Here is a 13,016-nt window from a genome sequence, read left to right as displayed (position 1 = left end):
AGCGCACCCTAGGGTCGAGCGGTGCCGCTCCTCGGACCGGGTGCCCCGCTGCCGCACCGACCCCGGCGTGTCCTCGTCGCCGGGGTGTCCGGCTCGGGCAAGACCACGCTCGCCGCGACGGTGGGCCGCGCGCTCGGGATCCCGCACGTCGAGATCGACGCGCTGTTCCACGGGCCCGGCTGGGTGCCCCGGCCGTCGTTCGTCGAGGAGGTGCACGCGTTCGCGGCGCGGCCGGAGTGGGTCACCGAGTGGCAGTACGACGCCGTCCGGCCGCACCTGCTCGCCCGGGCCGACACCCTCGTGTGGCTGGACCTGTCGAGGCCGCGGGTGATGCGTCAGGTGGTGCGCCGCACCGTCGTCCGGAGGCTCCGCCGCCAGCGGCTCTGGAACGGCAACGTCGAGCCGCCCCTGCGGACCGTCCTCACCGACCCCGAGCACATCGTGCGCTGGGCGTGGACGCACCACGCCCTCGTGGAACCGCGCGTCCTCGCGGCGCTGCGGGAGCGCCCCGACCTGGTCGTGGTGCGGCTGCGTGACCGGCGCGAGGTCCGGGACTGGGTGGAGGGCCCCCTCCGGCTCAGTCCTTGAGCTCGCAGATCACCGCGCCGTTGGTGACGGTGGCGCCCACCTCGGCCTGGAGCCCGCTGACCGTCCCGGCCTTGTGGGCCTTGAGCGGCTGCTCCATCTTCATCGCTTCGATGACCACGATCGTGTCGCCCTCGGAGACCGACTGGCCCTCCTCGACGGCGATCTTGACCACGGTGCCCTGCATCGGGGAGGTGACGGAGTCGCCGGAGGCGGCCGAGCCGGCCTTCTTGCCCGCCGAGCGCTTCGGCTTCTTGGCGCCCGCGCCCGGGGCGGCGCCGACGGCGAATGTCCCCGGGAGGACCACCTCGAGCCGCTTGCCGCCGACCTCGACGGTGACGGTCTGCCGCTCCTCCGGCTCCGGGGCCTCGCCGGCCTCGCCGTCGTAGGGCGGGATCTGGTTGTCGAAGTCGGTCTCGATCCAGGTCGTGTAGACGGCGAACTCGCCCTCGCCCGACGGGTTGCTCGCGCCGACGTACGCCGGGTCCTGGAGCACCGCGCGGTGGAACGGGATCACCGTCGGCATGCCGCCGACCTGGAACTCGGCCAGCGCACGACGCGACCGCTCGATCGCCTGGGTGCGGTCGCGGCCGGTGACGATCAGCTTGGCGACGAGCGAGTCGAAGGCGCCCGGGACGGTCTCGCCCTTCTCGTAGCCGCCGTCGACGCGCACGCCCGGACCCTGCGGCGGGGACCACTCGGTCAAAGTCCCGGGGGCCGGCATGAAGTTGCGGCCCGCGTCCTCGGCGTTGATGCGGAACTCGATCGAGTGGCCGCGGACCTCGGGGTCGTCGAAACCGAGCTCCTCCCCGGCGGCGATCCGGAACATCTCCCGGACCAGGTCGATCCCGGTGACCTCCTCGGAGACGCAGTGCTCGACCTGGAGCCGGGTGTTCACCTCGAGGAACGAGATCGTGCCGTCCTTGGCGACCAGGAACTCGCAGGTGCCCGCACCGACGTAGCCGGCCTCGCGGAGGATCGCCTTGGAGGACTCGTAGAGCCGCTCGACCTGCTCGTCGCTCAGGAACGGCGCGGGCGCCTCCTCGACGAGCTTCTGGTGGCGGCGCTGCAGCGAGCAGTCGCGGGTGGAGACCACGACCACGTTGCCGTGCTGGTCGGCGAGGCACTGGGTCTCGACGTGGCGCGGCTGGTCGAGGAACTTCTCGACGAGGCACTCGCCGCGGCCGAACGCGCCGACGGCCTCGCGGACCGCGGACTCGTAGGCGTCGGGGATCTCCTCCATGGTCCGGGCCACCTTGAGGCCGCGGCCGCCACCGCCGTACACCGCCTTGATCGCGACCGGCAGCCCATGGGCCTCGGCGAACGCGACCACCTCGTCGGCGTCCTTGACCGGGTCCTTGGTGCCCGGGGCGAGCGGGGCGTTCGCCTTCTGGGCGATGTGCTTGGCCTTCGCCTTGTCGCCGAGGGCGTCGATCGCCTCCGGGGAGGGGCCGATCCACACCAGGCCGGCGTCGAGGACGGCCTTGGCGAATTCGGCGTTCTCGGCGAGGAACCCGTAGCCGGGGTGCACCGAGTCGGCGCCGCTGCGCTGCGCGACGTCGATGATCTTCTCGATCGAGAGGTAGGAGTCGCCGGGCGTCGCGCCGTCGAGGCTGTACGCCTCGTCCGCGAGCCGGACGAACAGCGCGTCGCGGTCGGGCTCGGCGTAGACCGCGACGCTCCCGATGCCGGCGTCCTTGCAGGCCCGGATGACCCGCACCGCGATCTCGCCGCGGTTGGCGACCAGGACCTTCTGCAATGGCTTGGACTCAGGCAAAGCCGGCTCCTCACTCGTCGGACCGTGTCGGAGTCTATGACCAGAGATGGCCCCGCGGACCCAGGGCGGCGTGCGACGGACATCACCCTGCTGAGCGGTTGCGGCGGCTCGGGCACACTGCACCCATGGCCGACCTCTCCTCTTCGCCCTTCGAGCTGAGCCCCGAGCACGAGGCGCTGCGCCGCACCGTGCGCGACTTCGCCGAGAAGGAGGTGGCGCCGCACGTGGCCGCCTGGGACCGGGAGCACCACTTCCCGGTCGACCTGGTCCGGAAGGTCGGGGAGCTCGGGCTGTTCGGCCTCACCGCGCCCGAGGAGTACGGCGGCGCCGGCGGCGACTTCACCAGCCTCTGCGTGGCCATCGAGGAGCTCGGCCGGGTCGACCAGTCGATCGGCATCACGCTGGAGGCGGGCGTCGGGCTGGGGATCAACCCGATCCTCACCTTCGGCACGCCCGAGCAGCGGGAGCAGTGGCTGCCCGAGCTCGTCGCCGGGCGGGCGCTCGCCGGCTTCGGCCTCACCGAGCCCGGGGCCGGCTCCGACGCGGGCGCGACGCGCACCCGGGCGGAGCTCGTCGACGACGAGTGGGTCGTCAACGGCGCCAAGCAGTTCATCACCAACTCCGGCTCCGAGCTCACCTCGCTGGTGACCGTCACCGCCCGCACCGGCACCCGCGAGGACGGCTCCGCCGAGATCAGCGCGATCGTGGTGCCCGCCGGCACGCCCGGGTTCGTCGCGGAGCCGGCGTACGACAAGCTCGGGTGGCACATCTCCGACACGCACCCGCTGACCTTCACCGACGTCCGCGTCCCCGCCGACCACCTGCTCGGCGAGCGGGGGCGCGGCTACGCGCAGTTCCTCGCCACGCTGGACGACGGCCGCGTCGCGATCGCGGCGCTCGCCGTCGGCTGCATCCAGGCGTGCCTCGACCTCAGCGTGGAGTACGCCGGCCAGCGGACCACGTTCGGCGGCCCGATCGGCCGGAAGCAGGGGGTGGCCTTCCAGCTCGCCGACCTCGAGGTGATGCTGCAGGCGTCGCGGGCGCTGACCTACCGGGCCGCGGCCATGAAGGACGCAGGCCGCGACACCGGGCGCCACCGCGCCGAGTTCAAGCGGGCCGCGTCGGTCGCCAAGCTCTACGCCACCGAGTCCGCGGTGTCCGCGACCCGGATCGCCACCCAGGTGTTCGGGGGCTACGGGTTCATGGAGGAGTACCCGGTCGCGCGGTTCTACCGGGACGCCAAGATCCTCGAGATCGGGGAGGGCACCTCCGAGGTCCAGCGGATGCTGATCGCGCGAGGGCTCGGGCTCCCCGTCGAGTGACCTGCGCGACAGCGCAAAGTTTCGCGCTTTCGGCCGCTCAAGTTCCCCGGGTGTGCTGTCGATGCTGAAGGCATCACTGGGAGCGACCTGAACACGGGGGACAACATGAACGCGACGGAGACCTGGGACGAGAACTGGGCTCGCAAGGCGCAGTGCAAGGAAGTCGGGCTGGACACCATGTTCGTCCGCGGCGCCGAGCAGAACCGCGCCAAGAACGTCTGCGCCGGCTGCCCCGTGAAGATGGAGTGCCTCGCCGAGGCCCTCGACTCCAAGCTGGAGTGGGGCGTCTGGGGCGGGATGACCGAGCGCGAGCGTCGCGCGGTGCTGAAGAAGCGCCCCAACGTCACCTCGTGGCGCCGGCTCTTCGAGGCCGCCCGCGCCGAGCAGCTGGCCTCCCACGACGACGCCCAGGCCGCCGCCCGCCGGATGGCCGCCCGGCGCGCGGTCGTCGAGACCACCAGCGCCGTCGCGGTCGCCGTCCGCCGCCCCGCCTGAGCCGGCTCAGCCGCGCGCGCGCCACAGGGTGTGCCACGCGACGCCGAGCTCGCCGAGCATCGTCCGCAGCAGCGGCAGGCTGATCCCCACCACCGTGTGCGGGTCGCCCTCGATCCCCTCGACGTAGGCGCCACCCAGCCCGTCGATCGTGAACGCCCCCGCCACCGCCAAGGGCTCGCCGGTGGCGACGTAGGCGGCGATCTCGTCGTCGGCGACGTCGGCGAAGTGGACCACGGTCCGCGCCGCCCGGCTCACCGTCCGCCCTGTCGCGGTGACCACCACGCAGTGGCCGGTGTGCAGGGTCCCGGTGCGGCCGCGCATCGCTCGCCACCGTGCGGTCGCGGCCTCGGCGGTGCCCGGCTTGCCGTGCACCTCGCCGTCGAGCTCGAGCACGGAGTCGCAGCCGACCACCAGCGCCTCGCCCTCGACGCGGAGCGCGACGGCCTCGGCCTTCAGCCGGGCCAGGGCGACCGACAGCTCTTCCGGGTCTGTCACGGCGAGCTGGTCCTCGTCGACGCCGGAGACCACGACCTCCGGGTCGAGCCCGGCCGCGCGCAGCGTCGCGAGCCGGGCCGGTGACTGGGAGGCGAGGACGAGCCGCACGGTCAGCGGGGCAGCCCGCTGGCGCGCCAGCCGCCGGGACCGTGCGGGAACGTGGCTCGCACCCTCCGGTGGGGAGCGGACCACTCGGACACGACGGGTCGCTCGGTGTCCGCGGCGGCCTGTGCGGCGGCGGCCATCCCGGAGACGACCGCCACCAGGGCAGCGACCTCTTCTGCGGTGGCGTCGCCCTTCACGACGACGAGGGGCGCGGTCACAGCGGGATGTTCCCGTGCTTCTTCGGCGGCAGGGTCGCGCGCTTGGAGCGGAGCAGCCGCAGCGCCCGGACGACCTCGGAGCGGGTCTCGTGCGGGTGGATGACGGCGTCGACGTAGCCGCGCTCCGCCGCCAGGTAGGGGTTGGCGAGGGTGTCCTCGTACTCGGTGATCAGCTCGGCGCGTCGGGCCTCGGGGTCCTCGGCCTCGGCGAGCTCGTTGCGGTAGAGGATGTTGACCGCGCCCTGCGCCCCCATCACCGCGATCTGCGCGCTCGGCCAGGCGACGTTGATGTCCGCGCCGAGGTGCTTGGAGCCCATCACCACATACGCGCCGCCGTAGGCCTTGCGGGTGATCACCGTGACCAGCGGGACCGTCGCCTCGGCGTAGGCGTAGATCAGCTTCGCGCCGCGGCGGATGATGCCGTTGTACTCCTGGTCCGTGCCCGGGAGGAACCCCGGGACGTCGACGAAGGTCAGCACCGGGAGGTTGAACGCGTCGCAGGTGCGGACGAACCGCGCCGCCTTCTCGGAGGCGTCGATGTCGAGGGTGCCGGCGAACTGCATCGGCTGGTTCGCGACCACCCCGACCGGCCGCCCCTCGACGCGGCCGAAGCCGACGACGATGTTCGGCGCGAACAGCGGCTGCACCTCCAGGAAGTCCTCGTCATCGAGCACCGTGGTGATGACCGTGTGCATGTCGTAGGGCTGGTTCGGCGAGTCCGGGATGAGGGTGTCGAGCGCCTGGTCGAGCTCGTTGACCTCGAGGCCCGCCACCTCGGCGTACGACGGGGGCTCCTCGAGGTTGTTCTGCGGCAGGAAGCCGATGAGCGCCTTGACGTACTCGAGCGCGTCGTCCTCGTCGGAGGCCATGTAGTGCGCGTTGCCGGACTTGGTGTTGTGGGTCCGCGCGCCGCCGAGCTCCTCCATCGTCACGTCCTCGCCGGTGACGGTCTTGATGACGTCGGGGCCGGTGATGAACATGTTCGAGGTGCCGTCGACCATGATCGTGAAGTCGGTGACGGCGGGGGAGTAGACGTGGCCACCGGCGCAGGAGCCCATGATCATGCTGATCTGCGGGATGACGCCGGAGGCGTGCACGTTGCGGCGGAAGATCTCGCCGTAGAGCCCGAGGGAGACCACGCCCTCCTGGATCCGCGCGCCCGCTCCCTCGTTGATGCCGATGATCGGGCAGCCGGTCTTGATCGCGAGGTCCATGACCTTGACGATCTTCTCGCCGTACACCTCGCCCAGCGAGCCGCCGAACACGGTGAAGTCCTGGGAGAACACGCAGACCTGGCGACCGTCGATCGTGCCGTAGCCGGTGACCACGCCGTCGCCGTACGGCCGCCGGTTCTCGAGCCCGAAGGCGTGGGAGCGGTGCCGGGCCAGCTCGTCGAGCTCGACGAAGGAGCCCTCGTCGAAGAGCTTCTCGATGCGCTCGCGGGCGGTCATCTTGCCCTTCGCGTGCTGCTTCTCGACCGCGCGTGCGGAACCGGCGTGCACCGCCTCGTCGAGGCGCCGGTCGAGGTCCTGCAGCTTGCCTGCGGTGGTGTGCAGCTCGGGGTGGACCTCGAGCTCGGCTGCTTCGCTCACCTGTGGTCGTCCTCCTGCGGTGACGTCGACGGACGTCGGTCAGGCTAGTGCGTGTGAACCCCCAGCGTCCCCCACGACCACCCCTCGACCTCGTCACACTCCAGGGGCTTGCGCCCTGGCGGGTGGAGGTCGTCGAGGAGTCGCCGTCGACCAACGCGGAGCTCGTCGCGCGGGCCCGGGAGGGCGCTCCCGAGGGGCTGGTGCTGGTGACCGAGCACCAGACCGCAGGGCGTGGCCGGCTCGACCGGGTGTGGGTGACGCCGCCGCGTGCCGCGCTCACCTTCTCGGTGCTGCTGCGCCCCGCCGTGGCGGACCGCTGGTGGCCGTGGCTGCCGTTGCTGACCGGCGTCGCCGTCGTCGAGGGGGTACGCGCGGCCGGCGGCCCGGCCTGCGGGCTGAAGTGGCCCAACGACGTGCAGGTGGACGGCCGCAAGGTCGCCGGACTGCTCGCCGAGCGGGTCGAGACCCCGACCGGCCCCGCCGCCGTGCTGGGGATCGGGCTCAACGTCTCGCAGGAGCGCGAGGAGCTCCCGGTCCCGACCGCGACCTCGCTGGCGCTCGAGGGCGCGCCCGTCGACCGCACGCGGCTGCTGTGCGCGGTGCTGGACGCGCTCGTGGGCCAGGTCGAGGCGTGGGTGGCCGCGGGCGGAGACCCCTCGCACCAGCTCGCCGCGGCCTACGCCGAGCGGTGCGTGACGGTCGGTCAGCAGGTGCGCGTGCACCTGCCCTCGGAGGAGCTGCTGGAGGGGCGCGCGACCGGTGTCGACACCGGCGGCTCGCTGCTCGTGGAGGTCGACGGGCGCACGGTGGCGGTCAGTGCGGGCGACGTCGTCCACGTCCGTCCGGCCGGTTGAACGTGCGATGATGCCGGGCGTGGGTTTTCCCGAGAAGCTGCTCAACGAGGGTGAGCGCGTCGTCGTGTCGACGAGGACCCACGTCAAGGTCCTGATCGGCGCCCTCTTCGTCCTGCTGGTGACCGTCTTCCTCGCCGCCTTCGTCGCCGCGCTGGTGCGCCGCGAGGTGGACAACGAGGGGGTCGAGACCGCCGTCGGCGTCGTGGTCGGCGTGGTCACCGCCGTGGTGCTGGTGCAGTGGGTGCTCCGGCCCTTCGTGCGGTGGTACACCACGACGTACACCTTCACAAACCGGCGGTTCATCCAGCGCGAGGGGTTCATCGCCAAGAAGGGGCGCACCATCCCGCTCAACCGGATCAGCGGCGTCGACTTCGAGATCGGCGTGATCGACCGGCTGTTCGGCTGCGGCACGCTGGTGGTCTCCGACGCCAGCGAGGAGGGGCGGGTCCCGCTCAAGGACATCCCGAACGTCGAGCAGGTCCAGCGCAGCGTCGCGGCCGAGCTTCACCGCCTGTCCGGCGGCGGCCGCGACGACGACGGCACGTGAGGGACGCTACGTTGCCCACCTACACCGCTCTCGAGCTCGCGGACGTCGTCGGCGTGAGCGAGGGGAACGTCCGCCGCTTCTTCCGCGCCCTGGGGTTCCCCGACTCCGGCGACGAGGTCCGCTACACCCACGACGACCGCGTCGTGCTGGAGTCGATCGTGAAGGCCGTGCGGGGCAGCGACCTCGACCTGGCGACCGCAGTCCGGCTGGTGCGGGCCGTGGGCCAGAACGTCGCGCGGATGTCGGACTGGCAGGTGGCCGCGCTGGCCTCCCGTGCCGAGGAGGTCGGCACCGACCAGACCGCCGGCTTCCCGGTGAGCCGGCGCGAAGGGGCACAGCGGATCGCCGACGAGGTCTGCGAGGCGCTGCAGCAGGTGCTGGTGCACTCCTGGCAGCGTCACCTGGACGCGGCGCTCACCCGGCTCGACGTCGGCACCGACGTCGACGACGAGGAGCAGTCGACGTCGGTCACCGTAGGGTTCGCCGACCTGGTGAACTTCTCCGCGCTCTCCAACGAGCTCGACTCCGACCGGCTCGGCGAGCTGGTCGAGATCTTCGAGGCCCGCTGCGGTGACGCGGTGGCCGCGCACGAGGGGCGGATGATCAAGACGATCGGCGACTCGGTGCTGTTCGTCGCCGACGAGGCCCAGCGGGCGATGGACATCGCGGCCGGGCTGATCGAGGTGATCGGGGACGACCCGAAGCTGCCCGACGTGCGCATCGGGCTGGCGACCGGGCTCGTCGTCACCCGGCTCGGCGACATCTTCGGCCCGCCGGTCAACCTGGCCGCCCGGCTGACCGCGCTGGCCCGGCGCAACCGGGTGCTCGTCGACGACGCGACGGTGGCCGCGCTGCCGCCGCGGGAGTACGAGCACCGGCGGCTCACCGCCCGCCCGCTGCGGGGGTTCGGGCTGGTCGAGCCGGTCGCCGTCTGGCGTCGCTGACGGGGGACGGGGCATAGCCCGTTTGGGCTATATCGTCACCGTTCGCATGCGACTTGTCCGATATGCCGGGAAACTACTGGTCATGTTCACCGTCCAAGGCGTCGCTCTCGACCCCGAGGCCCGTCGTGTCTGGCGGGACGGGGTGGAGATCCGGCTGTCCCGCAAGGAGTTCGACCTCCTCCACGCCCTCATCCGACGCCCTGGCGAGATCGTGAGCCGCGAGACGCTCATGCTCGAGGTGTGGGAGACGACGTTCTGGACCTCGGCCAAGACCATCGACGTCCACCTCGGCTGGTTGCGCCGCAAGCTCGGTGACGACACCCGCCGGCCGACGCTGATCACCACCGTCCGCGGACGCGGGCTGCGCTTCGAGCCGCATCCCCCGGCCGGCGTGATGGCCGAGCGCGCCTCCTGACTACGCTCGGGGCGTGACCCCGCCCCGCACCCCCGTCCTCGCCGTCATCGGCGGCGGCCAGCTGGCGAGGATGACGGCCCAGGCGGCCATCGGCCTCGGCGTCCCGCTCCGCCTCCTCGCCGAGGGCGAGGACGTCTCCGCCGCCCAGGTGGTCCCGGACACGACCGTCGGCGACTACCGCGACCTCGAGGTGCTGCGCCGGGTCGTCGACGGCTGCTCGGTCGTCACGTTCGACCACGAGCACGTCCCGACCGGCCACCTCGAGACGCTGAGCGCCGAGGGGCACGCCTGTCGCCCCGGCCCGGCCGCGCTGGTGCACGCCCAGGACAAGGCGGTCATGCGGGCCAGGCTCGACGACCTCGGCATCCCCTCCCCGCGCCACGCGCTGGTGACCACCCTGGAGGAGGTCGACGCGTTCGCCGGCTCGGTCGGCGGCTTCCCGGTCGTCCTCAAGACCACCCGCGGGGGCTACGACGGCAAGGGGGTCTGGGTGGTCTCCTCGGCCTCCGAGTCGCAGGTGGCGTTCGAGACCGCGGCGGCGTCCGGTGCCCGGGTGCTCGCCGAGGAGAAGGTCGACTTCCGCCGCGAGCTGTCGGCCCTCGTCGCCCGGTCACCCAGCGGCCAGGTCGCGGCGTACCCGGTCGTCGAGTCGGTGCAGCGCGACGGCGTCTGCTGGGAGGTCACCGCCCCCGCCCCAGGGCTGCCCGAGGAGCGCGCCCTCGAGGCGCAGCGGATCGCGATGACCGTGGCCGCCGAGCTCGAGGTGACCGGCATCCTCGCCGTCGAGCTCTTCGAGACCACCGACGGTCGCGTCCTCGTCAACGAGCTCGCGATGCGGCCGCACAACACCGGCCACTGGAGCATGGACGGCGCCGTGACCGGCCAGTTCGAGAACCACCTCCGTGCGGTGCTCGACCTGCCGCTCGGGTCGCCGGCGGCGCGGGAGCGGTGGACGGTGATGGTGAACATCCTCGGCGGCTCCCACGGGCGGCTGTCGGACGAGCTGTACGCCGGCTACCCCCACGTCTTCGCGCGCGACCCGCGGCTCAAGGTCCACCTGTACGGGAAGGCCGTGAAGCCCGGTCGCAAGGTCGGCCACGTCACGGCGTACGGCGACGACCTCCACGAGGTCCGCGAACGAGCCCGGCACGCGGCCGCGTGGTTCCGGGGCGACCTCGGTGAGGAGAGCGAATGAGCGGTCCGCTGGAGGTGCCGGCAGTGGTCGGCGTGGTCATGGGGTCCGACTCCGACTGGCCCACGATGCGTGCGGCCGTCGAGGCCTGCGAGGAGTTCGGCGTCCCCGTCGAGGCCGACGTCGTCTCGGCGCACCGGATGCCCGAGGAGATGCTCGAGTACGGCCGCTCGGCGGCGTCGCGCGGGCTCAAGGTCGTCATCGCGGGCGCCGGAGGGGCCGCACACCTGCCCGGGATGCTCGCCGCGGTCACGCCGCTGCCGGTCATCGGCGTCCCGGTGCCGCTCAAGCACCTCGACGGGCTCGACTCCTTGCTGTCGATCGTGCAGATGCCGGCGGGCGTGCCCGTCGCCACCGTCGCCGTCGGCAACGCGCGCAACGCGGGCCTCCTCGCCGTGCGGATCCTCGCCGCCACCGACGAGGCGCTGCGCTCGCGGATGGAGGAGTTCCAGCAGGAGCTCCGCGCCGCGGCGCAGGAGAAGGGGCGCGTGGTCCGCGAGGGCCCCCGCAACGTCGGGTTCTGAGGTGGGGTTCTCGCTGGGACCGCTGCACCACGTGCAGCTCGCGATCCCGCGCGGCGGCGAGCCGTCGTGCCGGGAGTTCTGGTGCGGCCTGCTCGGGATGGAGGAGCTGGAGAAGCCGCCGGTCCTCGCCGCGCGCGGTGGCTGCTGGTTCCGGGGGGGTGGGCTCGAGGTGCACCTCGGCGTGGAGGAGCCGTTCGCGCCTGCCCGGAAGGCGCACCCGGGGATCCTCGTGAGCGGGCTGCGCGACCTCGCGGACCGGCTGGTCGCCGGCGGTGTCGACGTCGCCTGGGACGATGAGTTCCCCGGGCACGACCGGTTCTACGCGCACGACCCGTTCGGCAACCGGTTGGAGTTCCTCGAGCCCCGCTGACGGCTGGCTCCGGCTGGTCTAGCGACAACTCCACAGCCAGCTCTCGCCGCGGTCGACGACTAGCAGGTGCCGCGGCCGATGCAGGAAGCCGTCCCGGGCAGACGGGCTCCACAACCTCGGTCCTTTGGGCCGCCTGGCGGTGGACGCCGCACGAGCAGCCGTCACCACCGGTGGGTGTCAGCCAGGCATGACGTTGTGGTTGCTCGAGAAGACGTTCTCCGGGTCGTACTCCTCCTTGAGGCCGGCGAGCCGCTCGTACTTCGCGTCGCCGAACCCGGCACGCACGTCGGTCTCCGTGGTGCCCGGCTCGAAGTTGAGGTAGTAGCCACCGGTCGCAGCCGGGGCGAACGCCTCGGTGAACCGGTCGACCCAGCGGCGCTCCCGGTCGGTGTCGGCCGGGTCCGCCCAGCAGGCGATCGGGTGCGCCATGTAGGCGGCGCTGCGGTTGCCGGCAGCGGTGGCGTCCTCCGGCACCGCGGCGATGGCACCGCCGTGGCGGAACACGACGCCCTGGGTGAGCGGCGACCCGATCTCGCGGCCGATGGCCACGTAGTCGTCGATCACCGCATCGGGCAGCGCGCGCAGGTGACGGCCGCGGTGGTAGTTGAGGAACCCCTTCGGGTTGAACCCCTCGAGCAGCGCCTGGACAGCCGTGTACGGCATCGGCTGCACCAGGTCCATGCCGCGCTCGGCGATCCGCCGCAGCGGAGCGACGGCGGCCTCGGCCTCGGCCGGGTCGCCCAGCCAGACCACGACGATGCCGACCATCGGCTGGCCGACGACCTCGGGCGGCACGAAGTCGGCAGGGGGAGCGAGCACGGTGGCCAGGGCTGTGACGAGGTCGTCCGGGCCGCTCTCGACGTGGTCGCGGTAGGCACGCACGACGTCGGCGGCCTCGTCGTCGTTCGGGACGATCAGCATCCCGGCCATCAGCAGCGGCGGGAGCGCGTGGAGCTTCAGCTCGTAGCTGGTGACCACCCCGAAGTTCGCCCCCGCACCGCGGAGCCCCCACATCAGCTCGGGGTTGGTGTCCTCGGTGACGTGCAGGAGATGGCCGCTCGCGGTGACGATGTCGGCCGCGACGAGGTTGTCGCAGGTGAGCCCGTGCTTGGTGGAGAGCCAGCCGTAGCCCCCGCCGAGGCAGAAGCCGCCGACCCCGGTGGTGGTGACGCGGCCACCGGGGGTGGCCAGCCCGAAAATCTCGGTCTCCCGGTCGTACTCGCCCCACAGCGCGCCGGCGTTGGCGATCGCCGTGCCACGCTCGGGGTCGACGTGGACCCCCTTGAGGCTGGAGAGGTCGATCAGCAGCCCGCCCTCGACGGCGCTGGTGCCGGCCACGCTGTGGCCGCCGCACTTCACGGCGAGCGGGAGCCGCTGCTGGCGGGCGAAGGCGACGGCGTCGCGGATGTCGGCGGCACCTCGTGGGCGGACGACGAGCTGGGGCCGGCGGTCGATCATCGCGTTGTAGACCGACCGCGCCTCGTCGTAGTCCGGGTCCCCGGGCCGGATCGCCGCGCCGGTGAAGCCCTCCGGCAGACCGACGTCGCTGGGACTGGTGGTGGTGGTGTTCATGGCGCCTCC

Annotated in this window: 14 protein-coding genes and 1 pseudogene; 10 read left to right on the top strand and 5 right to left on the bottom strand. The window is 72.5% G+C overall.

Annotated elements, in window-relative coordinates; all coding sequences use genetic code 11:
• The first annotated feature begins 21 nt into the window (after positions 1-21).
• Positions 22-588: a P-loop NTPase family protein gene (locus tag FIP57_RS01085; protein ID WP_148571066.1), complete on the top strand. Its 567-nt coding sequence runs from the start codon at positions 22-24 to the stop codon at positions 586-588.
• On the opposite strand, the gene FIP57_RS01080 is transcribed toward FIP57_RS01085, so the two are convergent.
• On the bottom strand, positions 578-2,362 hold the full coding sequence (locus FIP57_RS01080; RefSeq protein ID WP_148571064.1) for an acetyl/propionyl/methylcrotonyl-CoA carboxylase subunit alpha: 1,785 nt from the start codon (positions 2,360-2,362) through the stop codon (positions 578-580). The two genes, FIP57_RS01085 and FIP57_RS01080, sit on opposite strands and share 11 nt — an antisense overlap.
• Positions 2,363-2,487: 125 nt before the next feature.
• Here FIP57_RS01080 and FIP57_RS01075 point away from each other — a divergent pair, with 125 nt between their 5' ends.
• The gene (locus FIP57_RS01075; RefSeq protein ID WP_148571062.1) at positions 2,488-3,684 is read left to right on the top strand and encodes an acyl-CoA dehydrogenase family protein; all 1,197 of its coding nucleotides are present in this window, start codon (positions 2,488-2,490) and stop codon (positions 3,682-3,684) included.
• Positions 3,685-3,789: 105 nt separating this feature from the next.
• Positions 3,790-4,062, top strand: a pseudogene (locus tag FIP57_RS24245) (WhiB family transcriptional regulator); the annotation flags it as partial.
• 123 nt (positions 4,063-4,185) lie between these two features.
• Here FIP57_RS24245 and FIP57_RS01065 read toward each other — a convergent pair.
• The 3 genes from FIP57_RS01065 to FIP57_RS01055 are packed head-to-tail and all read right to left on the bottom strand — an operon-like array spanning position 4,186 to position 6,589.
• Positions 4,186-4,782: a Maf family protein gene (locus FIP57_RS01065; protein ID WP_148571058.1), complete on the bottom strand. Its 597-nt coding sequence runs from the start codon at positions 4,780-4,782 to the stop codon at positions 4,186-4,188.
• 2 nt (positions 4,783-4,784) lie between these two features.
• The gene (locus FIP57_RS01060) at positions 4,785-4,997 is read right to left on the bottom strand and encodes an acyl-CoA carboxylase subunit epsilon (RefSeq protein WP_148571056.1); all 213 of its coding nucleotides are present in this window, start codon (positions 4,995-4,997) and stop codon (positions 4,785-4,787) included.
• Positions 4,994-6,589 carry an acyl-CoA carboxylase subunit beta gene (locus FIP57_RS01055; protein ID WP_148571054.1) on the bottom strand — a complete coding sequence of 532 codons (1,596 nt, stop codon included), beginning with the start codon at positions 6,587-6,589 and terminating at the stop codon, positions 4,994-4,996. Before FIP57_RS01055 ends, FIP57_RS01060 begins: the two co-directional genes overlap by 4 nt.
• A 53-nt stretch (positions 6,590-6,642) precedes the next feature.
• Here FIP57_RS01055 and FIP57_RS01050 point away from each other — a divergent pair, with 53 nt between their 5' ends.
• The 7 genes from FIP57_RS01050 (at position 6,643) to FIP57_RS01020 (ending at position 11,435) form a co-directional block, all read left to right on the top strand.
• On the top strand, positions 6,643-7,443 hold the full coding sequence (locus FIP57_RS01050; protein ID WP_203230979.1) for a biotin--[acetyl-CoA-carboxylase] ligase: 801 nt from the start codon (positions 6,643-6,645) through the stop codon (positions 7,441-7,443).
• Positions 7,444-7,462: 19 nt separating this feature from the next.
• The gene (locus FIP57_RS01045; protein WP_238993198.1) at positions 7,463-7,990 is read left to right on the top strand and encodes a PH domain-containing protein; all 528 of its coding nucleotides are present in this window, start codon (positions 7,463-7,465) and stop codon (positions 7,988-7,990) included.
• 11 nt (positions 7,991-8,001) lie between these two features.
• The gene (locus FIP57_RS01040; protein ID WP_238993197.1) at positions 8,002-8,934 is read left to right on the top strand and encodes an adenylate/guanylate cyclase domain-containing protein; all 933 of its coding nucleotides are present in this window, start codon (positions 8,002-8,004) and stop codon (positions 8,932-8,934) included.
• An 82-nt stretch (positions 8,935-9,016) separates the two neighbouring features.
• Positions 9,017-9,349, top strand: coding sequence for a winged helix-turn-helix domain-containing protein (locus FIP57_RS01035; RefSeq protein WP_148571046.1), 333 nt, complete (start codon positions 9,017-9,019; stop codon positions 9,347-9,349).
• 13 nt (positions 9,350-9,362) lie between these two features.
• Positions 9,363-10,544 carry a 5-(carboxyamino)imidazole ribonucleotide synthase gene (locus tag FIP57_RS01030; protein WP_148571044.1) on the top strand — a complete coding sequence of 394 codons (1,182 nt, stop codon included), beginning with the start codon at positions 9,363-9,365 and terminating at the stop codon, positions 10,542-10,544.
• The gene (purE, locus tag FIP57_RS01025; protein ID WP_148571042.1) at positions 10,541-11,065 is read left to right on the top strand and encodes a 5-(carboxyamino)imidazole ribonucleotide mutase; all 525 of its coding nucleotides are present in this window, start codon (positions 10,541-10,543) and stop codon (positions 11,063-11,065) included. Before FIP57_RS01030 ends, purE begins: the two co-directional genes overlap by 4 nt.
• A gap of 1 nt (position 11,066) precedes the next feature.
• On the top strand, positions 11,067-11,435 hold the full coding sequence (locus FIP57_RS01020; protein ID WP_148571040.1) for a VOC family protein: 369 nt from the start codon (positions 11,067-11,069) through the stop codon (positions 11,433-11,435).
• Positions 11,436-11,612: 177 nt separating this feature from the next.
• Here FIP57_RS01020 and FIP57_RS01015 read toward each other — a convergent pair whose 3' ends face one another.
• Complete coding sequence (locus tag FIP57_RS01015) at positions 11,613-13,007, bottom strand: FAD-binding oxidoreductase (protein WP_162529640.1); 1,395 nt, start codon at positions 13,005-13,007, stop codon at positions 11,613-11,615.
• Positions 13,008-13,016: the final 9 nt, after the last annotated feature.

Source organism: Nocardioides caldifontis (genome assembly GCF_008087345.1).
GTDB lineage: Bacteria > Actinomycetota > Actinomycetes > Propionibacteriales > Nocardioidaceae > Marmoricola_A > Marmoricola_A caldifontis.
The sequence above is the reverse complement of the archived record's forward strand: the minus strand, read 5'-3'. Positions and strand labels throughout refer to the sequence as shown.